Genomic DNA, 18,129 nt, shown 5'->3' on the forward strand with positions numbered 1-18,129 from the left:
TCCAACTAATTCTACTGTTTAATAATTCGTTTACTAAATCTTGGACATAAAAAAACACCTTAATTAAGGTGCTTTTTGGTAAGATGATATGTTTTACTAATGTTGCGGCTAAGCTGCTTTTCAATTCATTTTAAGGGCTGTTGTACATTCGTTTTAAGTTATTTCAAAATGTAAATAATAAAACTCATTATCTAATTCTATCAAGAATCCTTTACATGGTAAATGATCAACTTTGAGCCTCACTTTCTTTATTCGCTTCGCACTAGAAAAGATTACCAAAATTGAATTAATAAATAATCTTTTTATGTAATCATCATTGAGTAAATCAGAAATTCTTTCTATTTCAGTTAACTCTATTTTGCAATCTAATAGAGTGGAGATTTTAAATAAATAATTTGTGAAAAATTCCTTATAAATGTATTCTAAATCGAATCGAAAATCATCTATTGATTCTTCCATAATATGAACATCTCTTCCTCCTAACAAATCACGTATGCTATCCTTAGGGTATTGAACATTAAATAGCTTATAAATAAAACACTCTCTGCCGTGATTATCTTCATTTAAATGGCAAAGAATTTCAAAAATCCCTTCCAAATAAGCAATTGGCTTTTCAATACTCCTTTCTTTCATCTTTAATGATGTACAACGGTTTGTTTATGGTGAGTATCCCGATGGGTATACACTATACATTTTGTTGTAGCACGTTTTTAATTTCACTTTTCTTATTTATTCTATCAAATGACATTGTTTTTGAAATTTCATCAGCCACATCAAGAAGTTCTATTGCTTTTTGTAAACATAAGTGAGCATCACTATTATCAATTTTTGATTTCGCTAATCCTACTTCTTTCAGGTATTCAGATAACAACTCCAAATGAATTTCTGTCAATTGTCTATTCCTAATATATTCATCTAATTCTGTTTTATTTAGAGTCATTATTTTTTCAATATCTATATCAAGTTCACTTTGTAAACTTTCATTTGAAATTTCAATTCCTTGAGTAATATTGCCACTCGATTTAAAACCAAGAAAATCAGAAAGAATCTTAGCCAAAACTTTTCCGAGTTGTTCAATTTGGTCTTTTAATAAATCTCTTTGCTCCATATCTTTTTTCAGTGTGTTTCAACGGTCTCGGATATGAGTAGTCGAGTGTCAAAGTTACAAAGTTTGCAAGTACACACCAAACTGAAAATCAGCAAGGACTTTCAGAAGTAGGCGAAAACAAGTAATTACTTATAGTCATTGTTGTAGCTAGTTTTTTAGTGTTGAATACAGTCACAATTAGTATCTCCATAATAGCCTGGTTTAATTTTTTCTATTTTAAATTTTGTAAACTCAATAGTGTCTGTAATAATGGGGGTTTTCCACCCGATATTCGAATCAGGATTTTTTTGCTTAAAAAGAACTAGTATAGTATCAGATATATATCTTAAAGGTAAAACTTTACAATTGCTGCCATCCTCAGATGTTCCATATTGATTTTTCTTATCTAAAATTTCAAAACCAAATTTTCTTCTATCGCTTTTATTTGAAATTAACGGTATTCTGAAATTAAAAAAATTAGATGTCTTATTATTCCTGTAATAAGTTTTACCTGTACAAGCAGTATCAATGTATATCTTTTTTTTGTCAAAAAGATTTAATTGATCCTTGTTTGGAATAAACAAAATTCGTTCATAATCAATATTTTTTTTATTTACATAATTTTTAGGATAAAAGCTTATTAGAAGATAGGTTAGGAAAATAAAGTTGGTAACGATTAATTGAATTTTCAATTTATCAGTTATCCAGTTTTTAAAAATTATTAATTGAGAATATGTAGTTACTATAAATGTACCGATGAATATTATAATCATCCAAAATTCTTCTTTTCGTTCTCTACTAAAGACGGAAATATTATAATTTGTTTCTATTGCAAATTGATAAAGAATAAAAACTGTAAGGAAGAAAAATGAATTAATAATTATAGATTTTATCAGTCTGTTATTTTTCTTTTCTTGTAAAAAAAACGAAATTAATAAAGAAACAAATAAGCCAATTAAAATATAGGTATATACCTGGAAAACAGAACTTATCCCTTGATTTAAATGATATGTAATCTCATTACTCAAATTAGCTACAACGTTCATTATAAGAATAGTAGCCGATTACGGAACTCAAATTTTTCAGTTTATTACTAATTTTTATACGGGCTACAATGTTCATGATTATTACTATTTCGGCTATTATTTTTATACTTCTTAAGTTAGCATTTTATTAAAATAATTATTTAATCATAAAGAACCAAAGAGTGGAATAAGGTTATGTTATACACAGAGACTATGATCTCGTCAACATTGATAATCCCTACTCTTTTCTATGTTAAATTCGTTCAGTTCTATGAAGCTTTAGACTTCGATTTCAAGTTGTTGAATTCACAATAGAGTGGCTCTTTACAATCCTTTTTTCTTATGAATAAAGATATAAAATATTTAGGAATAGACATTAGTAAAGACGTCTTTGATGTATGCGACAATAACAAAGCCCATTATCAGTTTACCAATAGCAGTTCAGGCTTTAAAAAGTTTTTAAAATTATTAGCTACAAATTCCACTTGCGTTATGGAAGCCACAGGGTATTACCATAGTCGTTTAGCATATTTTTTACTTGAAGCAGGTATCGGAGTTTGTGTGGTTAATCCTTTGAAAATTAAGCGCTATATCCAAATGAATCTATCGAAAATAAAAACTGATAAGAGTGATGCAAAAATGATTCAGCAATATGCAAAAGATTGCGAACCTAAACTGTGGACTGGGCAATCAAAAAAACAACAAGAAAACTTACAAGTAACTCGTATGCTCAGCATTTACAGTAAAAACTGCTTTAATGTTACTAGTTCTTACCGATGGATTTCAGCGTTTTCAAAGTGCTAAAGAGTTATGTAGTTATGCTGGACTGACTCCAATAATAAGACAAAGTGGAACTAGTGTTAAAGGACGACCAAGAATTAGTAAAATGGGAAATCCAAAACTGAGAAATTTACTTTTTATGTGCAGTTTTAATGCTTCCAAATACAACCAAGCTTGTAAAGCTCTTTATGATAGAATTGTTGCCAAAGGTAAGAGTAAAAAACTTGCTTTAATAGCAGTGTGTAACAAACTATTAAAACAAGCTTTTTCAATTGTTAAAAACGGGGTTCCCTTCAATAGAGAGTACAAAAGTACTTTGGTTATAAATTAAAGGATTTTTATTTGGTTTTTACCTCAGTTCTTTGTTAGGCATTGGCTTTTCTAACGCGAGTAGTATTGAATTTTTTGTTTAAATAATTTATTAAAATTCTAAATCTACAACTAAGTCAAACTCGTCATAAATGGCCTTGTCTTTTAATCCGTCAAAGAAACTTGTAGAGCCATATCTTACATCGAATTTTGTTCTATCTATTTTTAGTGATGCATTTGCTTTGTTCCCATAAACTGATAGATCAAACGAAATGGATTCAGTCTTTCCTTTAATAGTGATGTCTCCAGTGACTTTATATGAGTTTTTACCAGTTGATTTAACTTTAGTAAAGCTAAGTGAAGCTGAAGGAAACTTTGTAACTCCAAAGAAATCATCAGATTTTAAATGCCCTTCTAATTTTCCTTTGTACTCACCTTCTAAATCGGTTACTAAAATTGTGGTCATATCTATTTCAAAACTTCCACCAGTTAATATGTCTTTGTCAAAATTTAGATGACCAGATGTAATTGAGATGATACCTTCATGAGAACCAGTTACTTTATAACCTTTCCATACCACTTTACTGTTGTCTACTTTAATGTCTTTTTTATCTCCCTCTAGTGTTGTAAAAGAAAATGTCATAAATGCTACCATTACTACTGTAGCTATGTTTTTAATTGAATTTTTCATTTTTGTTAATTTTAAATTGTTAGTAGTTTAAATTATGCTCCGTAGTAAAATTTTTCTTTTATTATTTTTCCGTCTTTCCATTCTTGTACAGCAACTTGAGTGTAATTTTTAACGCCCCAATCTTTATGTGTATAATCAAAATGCCACTCTACCATAGTTGTGTGTTCTCCAACGCTTACTTTTAAGGGCTGAGCACCTCTAAATTCTGTAATGGCTCCAAAAAAATCTTCTTCTCTTTGTCTGTTTGCTACTTTTCCTTCTACAGCCGGATTGTCATTTTCTTGCATTACGACATCGTCATGATAAAATTGATCAAAAGCTTCTAAAGCTTTTCCTTCAAGTATCATGTCATTAACTGTGCTAATTTTTTCTAATAATGTATTCATCTTTTTTTTGTTTTAAATATTATGGTACAAATATCCAAAACAATAGAATCGCAGAAAATGAAGTAGATTATGAAATAATGTTAATCTAGATTAACATCTATTGATTTTGTATGATTTGGCTTTTAATTTTACTTAAAAACTCTTTGGTAACACCTAAATATGAAGCAATCATATATTGAGGGACACGCTGATCAATTAGCGGATTTGATTTTTTAAAAATTTGGTAACGTTCTTTAGCACTAAGACTAAAATTTCTAATAATACGTCTTTGTGAAGCGACAAAAGCACGTTCTATAATCTTCCTAAAAAGACGTTCGAGTTTGGGTATTTCTTTATACAACTCTTCTAGGTTATCGTAGGTGAATTGAATAAGTTGAGTGCTTTCTATACACTGAACGTTAAAGTCTGCAGATGTCTGAGTAATAAAACTTCCCAAATCTGATGTCCACCAATCTTCAATAGAGAACATAACTATATGTTCTTGGCCTTCTTTATCCACATAAAATGTTTTTGTACATCCCGAAATAATGAAATTGGCACTTTTGCAGACATCTCCTTGTTGAACTATATACTGGTCTTTAAGATAATTTCTATGAACTATCTTCGAAAACAAAATGGTTTCCTCTTCAGTAGTTAAGTTGATGAATTTATTTATGTATTCTATTAAAGGTTGATTATTCATTGGTATTTTCAGCTTATGCCTAACGTCTCGGCTATGGTTAGTACGGGAATTAAAAGTAGTGAATTTCCGATTAATCAATTAGCCAAAACTTTTTATTTTGTTTATTTTTCTCTTTTCTAAAGCCAAATCAAAAGATTTGGCGGACTTTATAAAAATACACTAAACTTTGGATTAAAGACGAAACCCCGTATTAATTATAGCCATTGTTGTAAAGCGTTTTTAATCATTCTTCTTTTGGTCAATCAATGTTCTTAGACTTGTTATAGGATTTAATTCCTCAATTTTTGATTCATCCAATTTCACCCATTCAATCCAGTCTAATCCCATAGTAATATCATACTCTCCAATTAAACCGTCTAATAGAATATAGATTGCATTTTGAGTTTGTCCTTCTCCATTATAATCTCTAATATTTAATTCAATTCCAATTTTTCCATATTCACCATCTTGAAATCTAAAATATATGTCAGAATATCCGATTTTGAAATCTCCATATTGAATTTCAAAATCATCTCCAGGAACTCTTTGTCGGAAGGCATTAAATTTCCACTTGTCAATTTTAGGTGCTTTTTCAATTAGGTTTTTAACTATTGGAAAGAGTTCTTTAATCCCTTCAGCAGAAACAGTGAATTCTCGAGTCTTATTTTCTTGTATTGGACTGAATTCAAAAACTAAGTCAGAGTGAACTTTTTTAAGTTCCATTGAAAGTTCATTAAATATTCTTTCTCTAATTTCAAGGTTTTCAATTTCAGTATAATAAGTTGCCTGATTTTTTGAAAACCAATTCCAAAATTTTTCTTCTTTTGATTGTTTGTTAAATAGAGAAAATCCCATTGTTAAAATTATAATTGGTATGATTATTAATATCCTTTTCATTCGGTCACTCAAATGTTTTACAACGTTTTGGCTAAGCTGCGTTTTAATGCAGTTTAGGTGGTGTTACTTGTTGTTATACTCTATTAATCGTCATATTTTTAGCATAATATTATTTTTTGTTATTTATGGGTTTAAAATGGTATTTTATTTTATTTGTCTCAATTTTTTCTTCAAATTCTTGTATTCTTAGTGGGTTTTCAGTAATCCAATTAGCACCACTAATCATATTATAAGTTTCCCCATGCTTATTTAGCTTTGTGTAAGTTGGAATACTCCAAATGTCTCTAGATAATGATAGTTTCGTTGAAAATAAATTCAAGTTTTCTCTTTTATCGTCACTTATCAATATTTTAATGAAAGCAAACTTTTTGCTTAATTTATTTTTAATTTTTGGTTTTTCTTTCATCATATTCTTAACCTTTAGACAAGGAGCGCACCAATTTGCCGCATAATATAAAATTGGTATTTTGTTTTGCTCATATATGTGTTTCGAAAGGCGCTTTAAATCATAAAATCTTGAAGAATCATTTAGAATATAATCATTTAATTCAAAAGGATTTTTTGACACAAAACTATCTATGCTCCAAGAATCTTCATTAATCTCATCATGTTCTTCTACTCTGAATACTTTACCATTTTCATCTAAATAAATCCAATCACCAACAGGTTTCCCATTTTTATGGTAAGCTACTAAATTCAAACTCTCATTTTCATGATAATATGTCCAATCTCCAATTGGTTTACTTTCATTGTGATATTTAATAACTCTCAATTTTCCATTATCATGGTATTCTTCAGATCTACCATTTAATTTGCCGTTTTTATAGTTTTCAATCCACATTAACACATTGTTTCTATAATAATGTTTCCACTCTCCACTTCTTTTTCCCTTTACATAAGATTCAATTTTTTCAATATTTCCATTTTCAAAATAAAAAACCCATTTTCCTATTCTAGATCCGTTAGCATATTTTCTGTTAACACGTAATTTTTTATTCTTATGAAAATGTTTCCATTCTCCTATCTCTTCTCCATTTTTATATTTTCCTATCTTTTTTAAATTCCCATTTTCATGATAAGATTTATATTCTCCTTCAAATCTTTCCTTGTCATTAAAATTTACAATTTTTCTTAATTGACCATTGTCGTAGTAATATTTCCATTCTCCTATATGTCTATTAGTTCCTATTAATTTTCCTTTCGATGAGATTTTACCATTATCGTGATAATCTTTATAAACTCTACCTTGTGAATAAGTCTTTGTTAATAGACATAAAAAGAAAGTAAATAGCAAAATGTTTTTATTCATAATTCAGGTCTTTTGAGGTATTGTTAAATGACAAGTAACGTTTAATGTAAAATGCGTTTTAATGCATTTTTACATAGTGTTAGCGGTATTTTAATGTATATAATTTCCAAATTCGAACAATATTGATTTAAACTTATCACTGATTAATAGAAATTTCCTGTAACTACCGTCTTTTGAGTCAATGATATATTCGAAAGACTCTGTATTCCAATCTTGTATTAATTGATTCGTCTGATTAGAAATTATTTGAAGCATTTCACTAAATTCAGCATTGCGATATTGTGTTGAAAATATATCCGGGAATGAATTAAATGATTCGATATGTCTTTTGTTCCAATCTATAAGTTCAGTTAAATGTTTTACTGGATTTTCTACTTTTCTCTTGGTCGGCAAAATTGACTTTTGAAAAAACTCTTTGGTTCCTATCCAATTAGGTGAATCATAAATAAATATTTCTTCTTCCGATAATTGAGATTCTAAGTTGAACTTAAAGTCTAATTTCGCAGGGTTGTAACCATCAGAAATAATTTCATAGAAGTAATCAATCATTGTAATTGAATTTTTCAAAACCTCACAGATTATTTTCTTTTTTTCTTTCATTGTTCAATTACCGCTAACGTGGTTGTATAAGATTAGTTGCGTGATTCAAGCACTAAAATTAGTAAATAAATCACAGATAGAATGTCCGCAAGGACTTTCGTAAATTGGCTAAAACCAGTAATTAATTTTATACGGTGTTGCCATTGGTGCTTTTTTATTCATTTTTCAAATTTAATCTATTAGTCATCATTCTGTTTTTAAGAAACTAACCCAAAAGCTACTGTATGAGCTATTAATATAATAAACCATATTATTAAAATAATAACAATTAGAATTTTGAAGATTAAATTACTTGATTTTGATTCAAATATTTTTATAGTAGCAAACATCAATCCGATTGTATTTGCGAAAAAGAGTGTTTTTTTAATAGTTTGATGATCAGATATTTTTATTTTTTCCGTCATCCCAAACAAATCAACTATGATATTTGTTATATCATTCCAATAAAAAGTAATTCCCCAAGATGTGATAAATCCAATTATAATAAGATTTATGTTTTTATCATATACTAAAATATTTTTCATTTTTTGAGCTAATTTATGCATTCAAATTCCGGAAATTTGCTCAATTTTTGAGTGTGAAATTATTCGATATTTTATTCAAAATCTATATTTTTTACGATTTAAAATTCGATTCCGAAAACTTACTCTCGCATTAATGGCAACGGTTTGTGTATGATTAGTTGCGATTTTTTTTACCAAATGTAGGTAAAAATTATCTGTTTTTGGTTTCAAAGAATACTATCTAGAGTCACCTAAGCTCAGCAATTAATTATACATATTGTTACCACACGTTATCTTTTAATTTCGTACAGTACACATTTTTCCAATCCCTTATACTCAGAAAGTAAGGGATGATTAAAACTCTTAGTCTTTCTCATTCCGATTTTATTCATCACTTTTTCCGATTTATCATTTATCTCTGGACAAATAGATTTAATGTTCTCAAGCCCAATTTCGTTAAATGCAAATTCAAGACATTTTTTAGCTCCTTCAGTCGCATACCCTTTCCCCCATTCTGTTTTAGCTAATCTCCATCCAATATCCACACAAGGTGTAAAGTCAGATTCAAAGTTCTGTTCGGCAATTCCTATGAAACCGATAAACTCTTTATTGTCAAGTTTGTCAACAGCAAAATAACAGAATCCATTTTTAGAAAACTGATGTTGCATTCTCTCAATGAATTCATCAGTCTGTTTCTGTGTTGGAATAGCAGGAAAATGCTCCATAACTTTAGGGTCAGAATTTATTTCCCCCATTTTAAGTTTGTCATTTTCATTCCAATTTCTAAACCCCAATCTTTCGGATTCGAAAATATAGTTATTCATTTGGCTTTGAGTTTTTTTCTAATGTGTGGTAACGTATTAGGATATGAAAAGTTGCGAATTTTATTTCGGAAGTTTTCATAGCTTTTTTAAGTATCAAATTTAGTAAAATATTTGAAACCAGTAAGAATGTAGCAATTTTTTATATGCATTGTTACCCTTTTTAGTGCTACACAAACCAAATGTAAAAACTAAAGCCATACTAGATACTCCTAAAACCAACCGAGGCAGAACGCTAGCCTTAACTATATAAAGAGAAAACACCTTTAATTTTAAACAATCAAACATGGAAGATATACTAAACCATAAAGCGTTTAGGTTGGTACATAGTTTTATGCACCAACACCTTTTTTGGAATAAGAACGAGGCAGAACGCCAGTCTATAATTTTTCAATTTCAAACTACATATTCAATATTTTCAACATATTTTTAAATGGACAGAGAACACTTTGGCGTTTAGTTCCCAAAAAAGGATATTAATCTAATAATTTGCTAAATCAACGATATTTTTAAAATACTTTCTTGAGCTTTTTAGTAATCTCAAATTTCATTCAGCACTATTAATGGTAACGGTTGGGGTATGGTTTGTTGTGGTGTTTTGGTTCAAAGTTATTAAATAAAAACCAAATTTTGTTTATACGTTTGTTTTTAAAAATTACCACTTTCGCAACAATAAAATATACCCTCTTGTTGTGTGTAGTGCTTTTCCATCCTTTTTTTTATAATCAATATGTGTTCCGTTTTTATATGTTTTTTCAATTCGAACTAGCCACTTTATTTGGATTTTTCATGAATACATAGCCGAAACAAAAAGTGAAAACAGTATATATTATTGTTATAGTAAGGATAATCGAAAATTCGTTTTCAGAATATTTTCCGACGATTTTGATTAATGCAAAAAATGTCACTAAAAAATGAACGAAATTTCCTATGATTAAAGGTTTACTGTAAATTCCACCAATTAGGTTATTTTTACTCATCCAATTCAGCATTCCAAACCCTAAATATAGAGAACCCAATATTTGTAAAAACAGAATTGAAGTTTGGTTCATGCCTGCGTTTATAAATCCAGATATTTCATTTGGAACAAAGGTTAATCCAAGTCCAAAAATAATTAAGAATATTGAACTTGTCACCATTAATATTTTTGTATTCATAGTTTTAGTTTATTATAGGTCTTTTAAAACAAAATTTTGTTACAATTAACATCAAAATTTATTAGTAAATCCAGAAGTTTTTTGCATTACACACAACGTATTTGTGTATGGTTAGTTGCGTAATTTTAGCGTAAAAATAATTAAAATACATGATATTAATTGTCTGCGAGATTTTTCCGAAGGAATAAATCCGAAAGCAATTAATTATACATTTTGTTGGCAACAGTTTTTTTTAATTCCTTCTAATTAATGTTCTAGATTTTTCATGATTAGGAAAGTTGTTTTTAAGATTTAAAAATCCATCAATTTGCTCAATCCAATTTTTTTCGTTTGAATATCCAGGAATATTTTTTGTAATAGATAACTTAGAGAAAGTCTTAGCTAAAACATCCTTATTAATTTTTAAAGACCTCAATTGATCTGGTAGAATGTCCAGAGTGCAAAAAAGAGAAAAACACAGATTATATAAATCTTTAAAGTCTACAGAGTTTGGTAATTCTGAAACTAGATAATCATATAGCTTTTCAGTACTGTTGATTTCCAATTCAGTTTGACCTCGTTCAATTGTTTCCTTTACAGTAAGTTTTTTTAGAAAAGTTACTTTCCGATTTTTCCTTTTATGACTCATTTTTTATATTGTTGCCAACGTGTTTGTGTATGATTAGTGGTGTGTTTAAGCACTAAATTTAGTAAATAAATCATAGATATAAAGTCCGCGAGGACTTTCGTAAATAGGCTAAAACCAAGCAATTAATTATACACGGTGTTGCCCATAGTGCTACTCTGCCTTTTCTTCTATAACTCCAATACTTTTCCTAAATTCATACTCCAGTTTATTCATTAATTTAGGAACTTCATCTTTGACTTTGTCATTTGCTTTCTTAGCCATTCCGTAAGTCATTTCAGAAGGTGGCAAACCCCATAAATGTCGGAATGAATACTCAGAGTGGCTTTCTTTAAGTTCATCTTGAATTTCTTGTATTAATTTACAAATATTTGGTGTGAAATATATTTTGTTAAATTGATAGAATTTGAAAAAATTATTACCTAATTCTCCAGTTTTATTAATTCTTTCAAGCTCTTCACTTTCTATTGTTTCTTGATCTTTTCCAGTTACCATTCGCATACGGGCTGTCATGTCTAACATTGAATTATGCAATTCCACCAATTTTTGATAAAGCTCTAAAATTATCTGACTTCTATTTGAATGGAGTAAATTTTGTCTTGTACTGATAAGGTTCAAGTCAGATTTGTAGGTTTCCATTTCCTTATCAAACCCTAATTTCGCTATTCTATTTTGCGATTCCAATTCCGTTTTGAACTTTTCTAAATCTTTATTCAAAACTTGTTCAATAATTCTTTTAGCTATGTAACCAACCAATCCAGTGATTGCAATTGTTATTCCGGAGTATATTCCGATATATTTTAAAATTTCTTCCATTCAGTTTGGTTTTTGGGCATTATGGGCAACGGTTTGTGTATGGTTAGTTGCGTGTTTAAATGTACAATTTTTTTAGCTAAACAATAGCTTTATAAAAAATCACTTACCTTTGATTTAGCAAGAAATAGCAATTAACTATACGCTTTGTTACCACACGTATTTTAATTCAGTCCTATTAGTTTTTTCGTGAAATATGATTTTCAATATTTTATCATCTAATGGCATATATAGAAATTCAATTTTCTTTTCAATAACTTCGTATTCAAATCCACCTTTAGCTTGTCCATCTCGTATTTCGCAGAGCAATTCCTCACAATTTTCCAAGGAGTCACAGTTTTTTCGAATTTTTGATACTGCAATGGAATAAATATTCGGACTCATAGCGCTTCTACAAATTTCATTTATGTGATTTTCAACATTGTCTTTTTTGAGTAATATTCCTGTTTCGCCTAAAGTTCCTAGATATATATCATTTTCGTCCTTTTTAGAAATCTCAAATATTATATCTCTACTCAATTTGCCTTTATTTTCCTTACGCACATTAAATCCACCACAACAAGTATTGTATTCAAACGAAAATTTACTAGCTTCTGATATATTACAAATTATTAAATCATATTTTGAATTCGAACTATTACGAAAGAGAATGGTGTCAATCTTTTTTTCATTAGGAATAACTTTAATTGGTTTAGATCCGAAAAATAGTTTTTTTCCGTTTATAATCCATTCCATTTCCAGAGCCTTTTTATAAACTATCTCATTATTTCCAGTTCTTTTTTTTAGGCTTGTAGTATCAGCTCTAAATTCAGCTATTTGACTAAACAACGAAATTGAAAATAGTAGATTGAATATTATTAAAAGGCTTTTTTTCATATGTGTGGTAACGTGTTTGTATATGGTTTGTTGCGTGTTGTAAGCAACTAATTTAGTAAATAATTACCGACCAAGAAAGTCCGCGAGGACTTTCGTAAGTAGGCGAGAAGCCAGCAATAAATTATATACGGTGTTGGGCAATCGTACTTTACTCCGTTAGTCCTTTCCAATGTAATTTATCTTTTTCCTCTATGTGAACTAATAAATCATTAATTGCATCTTCTATTTGCAATATTTTATCATCGTGTTGTTGTACTTTTTCAAATTGATTTTGATGTGAAAACCAATGAAGTAATTTTGTTCCGTAATAAGGTTTGTCTTCGGGTTTAAATATTGCTGAAACTCTTTTATCAACTTCTAGTTCAGTTGGATATTTCATAAGTGTATATAATTCTAAAAATCTCCTTAAAGCATTAGGTAATATTAATAGATGTGGAAAATCTTCTTTATTTTCAAGGTTATTAAATTCATTAAGAATATTAAATAAGCCTACATATTCAGATTTATGTTGACTGAACATTTTAGGAAGTTTCTCAATTGTAGAACAATTTAATTTATTCCTTTTGATTAAGTAAAGTGGTCTATTAACTTCTTTTTTAGTTTTACTAAATATGCCAGAATCATACATAACAGAAAAAAACTCAAAATTATGAGTAGAAATAAATAACTGAAGATAATCTTTCTCTTCTTTTTTGAAAAAGTTTTGAAGCAATGACCTTACTTGGAAAATATGATTACTATCTAAGCTAGAAATAGGGTCGTCAATAAATATAATTGTATTAGGTAATTTTGGCGGCTCATCATTTCTTAATGACTTTAATTGAGTCAAAAAATAAGCAAATGCAATAGCTGATTTTTCTCCTTCACTTAAATTATTTGCTGTGTGCCCACTTCTTTCAAGAGTAAATTTATCATTTCGTATTTCAATTTTTATATCGTTACGATGTAAAAGAATTTCCAAAATAGCATTTAACTCTTCTTGACCTTTTACTGTACTTTTTAATTTTGTTTCAAGGTCTAATTTATCAGCTTTGTTAGTTGCTAGTTTTGTATTTATATTATTTACAATTGTTTCAGATTCATTTTTTTTAATTTCATTACTAATATAATCTTCCGTTTCTAAATATTTTGCAACGTAATGATTAAGTATTTTTTCCAATGCTTTTTTCTTATTGTCGTCGAACTTGTCTAACCATATATTATGTGCTTTCACAGCAGTTTTAATGGTTTCAAAATCATCGTGAAAACTAATAATTTCAGTTTCTGTAGCATTTATATTGTTAAAATAATTTTCAGATTTTCGTTTTAAATCTTTTTCTAAGATTTTAAGTTGAGTTTTATAAACATTTACTTTTTTATTGTAATTATTTACTGCGTTTTGATAGTCAACTTGAAAGCTATTTCCTAGATTTTTTTTGTCTGGAAATGCTATCTTCAATTTTTCTTTTTCTAGTTCAATTTTTTCTAAAGAATTTGAAATTGCATCTTGTATATCTTTAAGCTTTTTAGAATAATAAGAGTTCAAATTATTAATTCTATTTTCTGGTAAAGTTTTTGTACAAAATTTACAGTTTTCTTCTTTTTCGTGTAGTTTAATTCCAGTTTGAACCCAATCAAATAAAGTCTTGTCGTTTTCTAATTCTGGAAAAGGAATTGATTTTGGTGCTGTGTCTTCTAAAATAATCTTTACATCACTGATAAGTGTTTCAAGGCTTTCTACAAAACTATAATCTTCTTTTTGTGATATAAAAGTATTTTCTGAAATAGCTTCATTCTTTGTGTTATCTCTGATAACGTCAGTTAGAATATATTTAGAAGTATCGTTTTTAACTTTATTTGTAATTTTTTGTATTACAGCTTTGTTTAATTTGTTTTGGTCAAGTTTATTGTCAAGATAGTTTTCTCTAATTTCCTTTGCTTTAGCTGAAAACTTACCACTTGTTTTATTATAATTTTTGAATTCATTTATTATTTTTAGATAACGATTATCTCGAATATTTTCTAATTGAGATTTCTTTTTATCTAATGTTTTGATTTTTTTATCCAACTCTCCTGAAGGGTCTCCAAGATAAAATGATATTGGTTGAATTTCTGAATTAGGTATATCGAAAGTGAAGATTCTTTTTACATATTCAGAATTAAACACTTTAATTTCATATGGAAGACTCTCTAAGCTATTTTGGTTATGAGTTGTTAATACATTATCTTTTTCGGTAGAAATGTCAAATTCAGAACCTGAAAAATATTTGTCCTTATTTTTAAGTTCTAAATTTTGAAAAAGTTTAGAAAGTGTTGTTTTTCCAGAATAATTCCAACCATAAATTAAATTCTCTTTTTTGAATTTATCCAATTGATTCCAAACAAAGTTCTGATAAATTCCGAAATTTTTGAGTTTGTTGATTTTTACTATCACTTGAAATAATTTGTTTGATGATGATGGTTGTTCCGTATGTTGCCCAACGGTCTTGTGTATGAAACGTAGCATGTAAAAATACACTAACTTTTCGGATTAACACAGAGCCGAATTTTTATATTTTGTTTTTAATTTATCTCTTTTTAAAAGCCAAATTAAAAATTTGGCGGACTTTCTAAATATACACAAACCTTTCAGTTTTGCGCTTATTAGCTATGTTTTATACACCGTGTTGCCAACAGTGTTTTTTTGTTTTTATGCAATTCCTCCAGAAAAGTATTCTGTTATTTTCCACTTTCCATTAACTCTTTTAATTTCAATATTACTGTCCCAAGCACAACCATCTCCGCAAATAAAGTCAAAACGTAAATAACCTTTCGTGAAATTTCTATTAAAAACTATTCTTGAAATGAATAAATAGCCAAATTCATTTTTTTTAGTATCAAAGTTTTCCAATACATCAATCTTCTCTCTTGTTATTAATTCAATATTTAATTTTTCATTCTTAATAGAATTATTCAATTCTCGAGTTTTAATTTTTCCTTTTTTTAAGTCAATGAAAATTTTTTTCTCAAACTCATATTGCCTTAAGTCTTTCTCAAATTTATTTTTATTTTTTTCAATTCTCTCCTTTGAATAATCAATTCCATTCGCACCAATATCATATCCAGTTGGTTTTATTGTATAAGCTGTTATTGTATCTAATGTTGATAAAACATAAAGTTTTAGCTTTTCTTTTCGGAATTCATTTAGCTCTTTCATTTCCTCAAATTTTGTCATTTCAAGAATTATATCATTAATGGCTTCATTCTCCATTTTTATATATTTCTCGCTTTCATAATTTTGACAACTTGAAAAGGAAAATATTATTAAGACTGCTATTATTAGGAATCTAGTCATTTTCATAGTATCAATTTTGCATTGTTGGCAACGTTTCGGCTAAGCTGCGTTTTAATGCAGTTTAGGTTTTGTTGTGTATAGTTTTTATTTCGGTTAAATATAAACCTCTCATACTTATTCTTTTATTAAGTTTAATTTCAGCTTCATATCCTCCTCCAGGAAAACCATAAATCGCATATTGATTATAATGTTGATTTTTAAATTTGAAATTATCCCAATATATAGGTTCAGTTAAAATTTTATTCCATTTTTCATCCCTAGCTTTTATAATATAAGTATCCCAAAACATATCCATCCATTCACAATTTATAAGTTCTCCTATAATTATACCCTTATATTCAATGTGCCAGCCATATTCTCTTCCCCAATTGGATTTTTTAAGTTCTTTTTTATCTTTATATTTTTTTATCCATTTCCTCATCACCACTTTATTTCTGGGAATTATACACAACGTTTAAGGATATGAAAAGTTGCGAATTTTAGTTCGGAAGTTTTCATAGCTTTTTTAAGTATCAAATTTAGTAAAATATTTGAAACCAGTAAGAATGTAGCAATTTTTTATATGCTTTGTTACCCTTTTTAGTGCTACACAAACCAAATGTAAAAACTGAAGCTATACTAGATACTCCTAAAACCAACCGAGGCAGAACGCTAGCCTTAACTATATAAACAGAAAACACCTTTAATTTTAAACAATCAAACATGGAAGATATACTAAACCATAAAGCGTTTAGGTTGGTACATAGTTTTAAGCACCAACACCTTTTTTGGAATAAGAACGAGGCAGAACGCAAGCCTATAATTTTTTAATTACAAACTACATATTCAATATTTTCAACATATTTTTAAATGGACAGAGAACACTTTGGCGTTTAGTTCCCAAAAAAGGATATTAATTTAATAATTTGCTAAATAAACGATATTTTTAAAATACTTTCTTGAGCTTTTTAGTAATCTCAAATTTCATTCAGCACTATTAATGGTAACGGTCTCGGCTATGATTTCGTTGTGGAATCATCCACAGGATTATTCCACTGAAAAATCAACCATTGATTTATACTTATACTTTGGTGTGGCACAAAACCACAATGAATTATAGCCATTGTTGTGTACAGTTTTTTAATGATGTATAGGTTCTTTATCCATTATATGAAACATTAGACTTGGTTTTCGTCCTTCATATAAAAATAGATTAGTTGAGTCCCTAATTCCACCAAAAATTTTGTCTAATTCGGCTTTCCTAATTGAATCAGCTGGTTTTTTAAATCCGTATGATATAAAAATCCATTTGTCCTCATTAAATTCCACTCTTTCTATTCGTTTCAATTCTGAATTTGTGACTTCAAAAATTATTTGATGTTTTCCTTTAGTCAGTTTTTTGTTTTCGATGTATTGTAAATCAGGTGCAATATTTGTGTATTTGGCATCTTGGTCAAATATTGTGTCATTATCCACGATTAATCGCAAAGGAATTTTAGATTGGTCTCTGCTTCCATTTGAGATATAAAAAAATCCGTCCACTTTTGAATCGCAACTAAATAGTAAGATTAGGAATGTAAAAGTTAGTAGATTTTTCATTTTTTTAAATTGTACACAACGTTTTGGCTAAGCTGCGTTTTAATGCAGTTTAGGTTTTGTTATGTGTTTTTTTATCTCGTTTAAATCATTTATTTCATAATCTTTTGAAATGAGAGTTTTACGATTAATTTTTAAATAATTCCATTTCATTTTTCTCGCCCCAATAATATCTGATTTAAAAGAATCTCCTATCATCAATATTTCACTTGGTCTATGATTTGTAATTATTTCTATCTCTTTAAAAACCTCATTATCTGGCTTTAAAAAGCCATAATCACAGGAGAAAATCATTTTCTCAAAATATTGATCTAGATTATACGAAAAAACAGGTTTCTTGTATGGTGATGCCAAATTAGAAATCAAGAAAATTCGGAAGCTCTGTTTTAAATCTCGAAGTACATTTATAACCTCTGTATAAATAATAACAGATTCCAACTCATTTATCAAATCATTTTGTTTCTCATCAAATAAATATGAAAACTCAATAGGTAAAATATTTCTTAGTTTATTTATATCATTTTTCATTACCAATTGAAGGTATGACGAAGCATCAAGTCCGAAACCGTCTTGAGAATTTTTAAACAATTTCAAAAAGAAATGATTTGATTTTTTTATCTCAATCAGTGTATTATATAAATCAAAAACTATTGTTTTAATATTATTCATTTCTAATTACACATAACGGTTTGGCTAAGCTG

General features: G+C 28.4%; 20 protein-coding genes and 1 pseudogene. 1 reads left to right on the plus strand and 20 read right to left on the minus strand.

The features are described 5' to 3' along the window. Positions 1 to 153 precede the first annotated feature (153 nt). The 3 genes from ACMFBB_RS07520 to ACMFBB_RS07530 all read right to left on the minus strand — a co-directional run bounded on the left by ACMFBB_RS07520 (position 154) and on the right by ACMFBB_RS07530 (position 2,133). Entirely contained in the window at positions 154 to 633 is a 480-nt protein-coding gene (locus ACMFBB_RS07520) for a hypothetical protein (protein ID WP_435263801.1), read from the minus strand. A 52-nt stretch (positions 634 to 685) separates the two neighbouring features. Next, positions 686 to 1,108, minus strand: coding sequence for a hypothetical protein (locus ACMFBB_RS07525; RefSeq protein ID WP_435263802.1), 423 nt, complete (start codon positions 1,106 to 1,108; stop codon positions 686 to 688). A 155-nt stretch (positions 1,109 to 1,263) separates the two neighbouring features. Next, positions 1,264 to 2,133 carry a hypothetical protein gene (locus tag ACMFBB_RS07530; RefSeq protein ID WP_435263803.1) on the minus strand — a complete coding sequence of 290 codons (870 nt, stop codon included), beginning with the start codon at positions 2,131 to 2,133 and terminating at the stop codon, positions 1,264 to 1,266. Between the two features lie 321 nt (positions 2,134 to 2,454). Between ACMFBB_RS07530 and ACMFBB_RS07535 the strand changes: the two are divergent. Continuing rightward, positions 2,455 to 3,223 (plus strand): annotated as a pseudogene (locus ACMFBB_RS07535) (IS110 family transposase). 90 nt (positions 3,224 to 3,313) lie between these two features. On the opposite strand, the gene ACMFBB_RS07540 reads toward ACMFBB_RS07535, so the two are convergent. The 17 genes from ACMFBB_RS07540 to ACMFBB_RS07620 all read right to left on the minus strand — a co-directional run bounded on the left by ACMFBB_RS07540 (position 3,314) and on the right by ACMFBB_RS07620 (position 18,097). Continuing rightward, positions 3,314 to 3,892 carry a YceI family protein gene (locus ACMFBB_RS07540; protein WP_435263804.1) on the minus strand — a complete coding sequence of 193 codons (579 nt, stop codon included), beginning with the start codon at positions 3,890 to 3,892 and terminating at the stop codon, positions 3,314 to 3,316. 32 nt (positions 3,893 to 3,924) lie between these two features. Next, a complete protein-coding gene (locus ACMFBB_RS07545; protein ID WP_435263805.1) occupies positions 3,925 to 4,278 on the minus strand; it encodes a SnoaL-like domain-containing protein in 354 nt (117 codons plus the stop codon). Between the two features lie 97 nt (positions 4,279 to 4,375). Continuing rightward, on the minus strand, positions 4,376 to 4,960 hold the full coding sequence (locus ACMFBB_RS07550; protein WP_435263806.1) for a Crp/Fnr family transcriptional regulator: 585 nt from the start codon (positions 4,958 to 4,960) through the stop codon (positions 4,376 to 4,378). Between the two features lie 219 nt (positions 4,961 to 5,179). Then, on the minus strand, positions 5,180 to 5,836 hold the full coding sequence (locus ACMFBB_RS07555) for a hypothetical protein (RefSeq protein ID WP_435263807.1): 657 nt from the start codon (positions 5,834 to 5,836) through the stop codon (positions 5,180 to 5,182). A gap of 109 nt (positions 5,837 to 5,945) precedes the next feature. Beyond that, positions 5,946 to 7,145, minus strand: a complete 1,200-nt coding sequence (locus tag ACMFBB_RS07560; RefSeq protein ID WP_435263808.1) for a hypothetical protein — start codon at positions 7,143 to 7,145, stop codon at positions 5,946 to 5,948. 90 nt (positions 7,146 to 7,235) lie between these two features. After that, positions 7,236 to 7,745 (minus strand): hypothetical protein, encoded by a 510-nt coding sequence (locus ACMFBB_RS07565; RefSeq protein WP_435263809.1) that lies wholly within the window; start codon positions 7,743 to 7,745, stop codon positions 7,236 to 7,238. A 197-nt stretch (positions 7,746 to 7,942) separates the two neighbouring features. After that, on the minus strand, positions 7,943 to 8,269 hold the full coding sequence (locus ACMFBB_RS07570; protein ID WP_435263810.1) for a hypothetical protein: 327 nt from the start codon (positions 8,267 to 8,269) through the stop codon (positions 7,943 to 7,945). Between the two features lie 269 nt (positions 8,270 to 8,538). After that, positions 8,539 to 9,042 carry a GNAT family N-acetyltransferase gene (locus ACMFBB_RS07575; protein ID WP_435263811.1) on the minus strand — a complete coding sequence of 168 codons (504 nt, stop codon included), beginning with the start codon at positions 9,040 to 9,042 and terminating at the stop codon, positions 8,539 to 8,541. A 782-nt stretch (positions 9,043 to 9,824) separates the two neighbouring features. Beyond that, complete coding sequence (locus ACMFBB_RS07580) at positions 9,825 to 10,226, minus strand: hypothetical protein (protein ID WP_435263812.1); 402 nt, start codon at positions 10,224 to 10,226, stop codon at positions 9,825 to 9,827. Positions 10,227 to 10,458: 232 nt separating this feature from the next. Then, positions 10,459 to 10,854, minus strand: a complete 396-nt coding sequence (locus ACMFBB_RS07585) for a hypothetical protein (protein ID WP_435263813.1) — start codon at positions 10,852 to 10,854, stop codon at positions 10,459 to 10,461. A gap of 150 nt (positions 10,855 to 11,004) precedes the next feature. Continuing rightward, positions 11,005 to 11,667: a hypothetical protein gene (locus ACMFBB_RS07590; protein WP_435263814.1), complete on the minus strand. Its 663-nt coding sequence runs from the start codon at positions 11,665 to 11,667 to the stop codon at positions 11,005 to 11,007. A gap of 147 nt (positions 11,668 to 11,814) precedes the next feature. After that, positions 11,815 to 12,540 carry a hypothetical protein gene (locus tag ACMFBB_RS07595; protein WP_435263815.1) on the minus strand — a complete coding sequence of 242 codons (726 nt, stop codon included), beginning with the start codon at positions 12,538 to 12,540 and terminating at the stop codon, positions 11,815 to 11,817. A gap of 148 nt (positions 12,541 to 12,688) precedes the next feature. Continuing rightward, a complete protein-coding gene (locus ACMFBB_RS07600) occupies positions 12,689 to 14,953 on the minus strand; it encodes an AAA family ATPase (RefSeq protein ID WP_435263816.1) in 2,265 nt (754 codons plus the stop codon). Positions 14,954 to 15,208: 255 nt separating this feature from the next. Beyond that, positions 15,209 to 15,769 carry a hypothetical protein gene (locus tag ACMFBB_RS07605; protein ID WP_435263817.1) on the minus strand — a complete coding sequence of 187 codons (561 nt, stop codon included), beginning with the start codon at positions 15,767 to 15,769 and terminating at the stop codon, positions 15,209 to 15,211. Between the two features lie 145 nt (positions 15,770 to 15,914). Then, positions 15,915 to 16,274 carry a hypothetical protein gene (locus ACMFBB_RS07610; RefSeq protein WP_435263818.1) on the minus strand — a complete coding sequence of 120 codons (360 nt, stop codon included), beginning with the start codon at positions 16,272 to 16,274 and terminating at the stop codon, positions 15,915 to 15,917. 698 nt (positions 16,275 to 16,972) lie between these two features. Continuing rightward, positions 16,973 to 17,431, minus strand: coding sequence for a hypothetical protein (locus ACMFBB_RS07615; protein WP_435263819.1), 459 nt, complete (start codon positions 17,429 to 17,431; stop codon positions 16,973 to 16,975). Positions 17,432 to 17,470: 39 nt separating this feature from the next. Then, positions 17,471 to 18,097 (minus strand): HAD family hydrolase, encoded by a 627-nt coding sequence (locus ACMFBB_RS07620; protein WP_435263820.1) that lies wholly within the window; start codon positions 18,095 to 18,097, stop codon positions 17,471 to 17,473. Positions 18,098 to 18,129 lie beyond the last annotated feature (32 nt).

Origin of the sequence: Tenacibaculum sp. nBUS_03, from assembly GCF_051201695.1 — a bacterium.
Classification (GTDB): Bacteria; Bacteroidota; Bacteroidia; order Flavobacteriales; family Flavobacteriaceae; genus Polaribacter.

Coding starts and splice junctions, on each gene's coding strand:
- ACMFBB_RS07520 (WP_435263801.1), bottom strand. CDS start 633: ATGAAAGAAAGGAGTATTGAAAAGCCAATTGCTTATTTGGAAGGGATT.
- ACMFBB_RS07585 (WP_435263813.1), bottom strand. CDS start 10,854: ATGAGTCATAAAAGGAAAAATCGGAAAGTAACTTTTCTAAAAAAACTT.
- ACMFBB_RS07580 (WP_435263812.1), bottom strand. CDS start 10,226: ATGAATACAAAAATATTAATGGTGACAAGTTCAATATTCTTAATTATT.
- ACMFBB_RS07605 (WP_435263817.1), bottom strand. CDS start 15,769: ATGGAGAATGAAGCCATTAATGATATAATTCTTGAAATGACAAAATTT.
- ACMFBB_RS07595 (WP_435263815.1), bottom strand. CDS start 12,540: ATGAAAAAAAGCCTTTTAATAATATTCAATCTACTATTTTCAATTTCG.
- ACMFBB_RS07550 (WP_435263806.1), bottom strand. CDS start 4,960: ATGAATAATCAACCTTTAATAGAATACATAAATAAATTCATCAACTTA.
- ACMFBB_RS07540 (WP_435263804.1), bottom strand. CDS start 3,892: ATGAAAAATTCAATTAAAAACATAGCTACAGTAGTAATGGTAGCATTT.
- ACMFBB_RS07570 (WP_435263810.1), bottom strand. CDS start 8,269: ATGAAAAATATTTTAGTATATGATAAAAACATAAATCTTATTATAATT.
- ACMFBB_RS07545 (WP_435263805.1), bottom strand. CDS start 4,278: ATGAATACATTATTAGAAAAAATTAGCACAGTTAATGACATGATACTT.
- ACMFBB_RS07565 (WP_435263809.1), bottom strand. CDS start 7,745: ATGAAAGAAAAAAAGAAAATAATCTGTGAGGTTTTGAAAAATTCAATT.
- ACMFBB_RS07590 (WP_435263814.1), bottom strand. CDS start 11,667: ATGGAAGAAATTTTAAAATATATCGGAATATACTCCGGAATAACAATT.
- ACMFBB_RS07525 (WP_435263802.1), bottom strand. CDS start 1,108: ATGGAGCAAAGAGATTTATTAAAAGACCAAATTGAACAACTCGGAAAA.
- ACMFBB_RS07555 (WP_435263807.1), bottom strand. CDS start 5,836: ATGAAAAGGATATTAATAATCATACCAATTATAATTTTAACAATGGGA.
- ACMFBB_RS07615 (WP_435263819.1), bottom strand. CDS start 17,431: ATGAAAAATCTACTAACTTTTACATTCCTAATCTTACTATTTAGTTGC.
- ACMFBB_RS07620 (WP_435263820.1), bottom strand. CDS start 18,097: ATGAATAATATTAAAACAATAGTTTTTGATTTATATAATACACTGATT.
- ACMFBB_RS07610 (WP_435263818.1), bottom strand. CDS start 16,274: ATGAGGAAATGGATAAAAAAATATAAAGATAAAAAAGAACTTAAAAAA.
- ACMFBB_RS07560 (WP_435263808.1), bottom strand. CDS start 7,145: ATGAATAAAAACATTTTGCTATTTACTTTCTTTTTATGTCTATTAACA.
- ACMFBB_RS07530 (WP_435263803.1), bottom strand. CDS start 2,133: ATGAACGTTGTAGCTAATTTGAGTAATGAGATTACATATCATTTAAAT.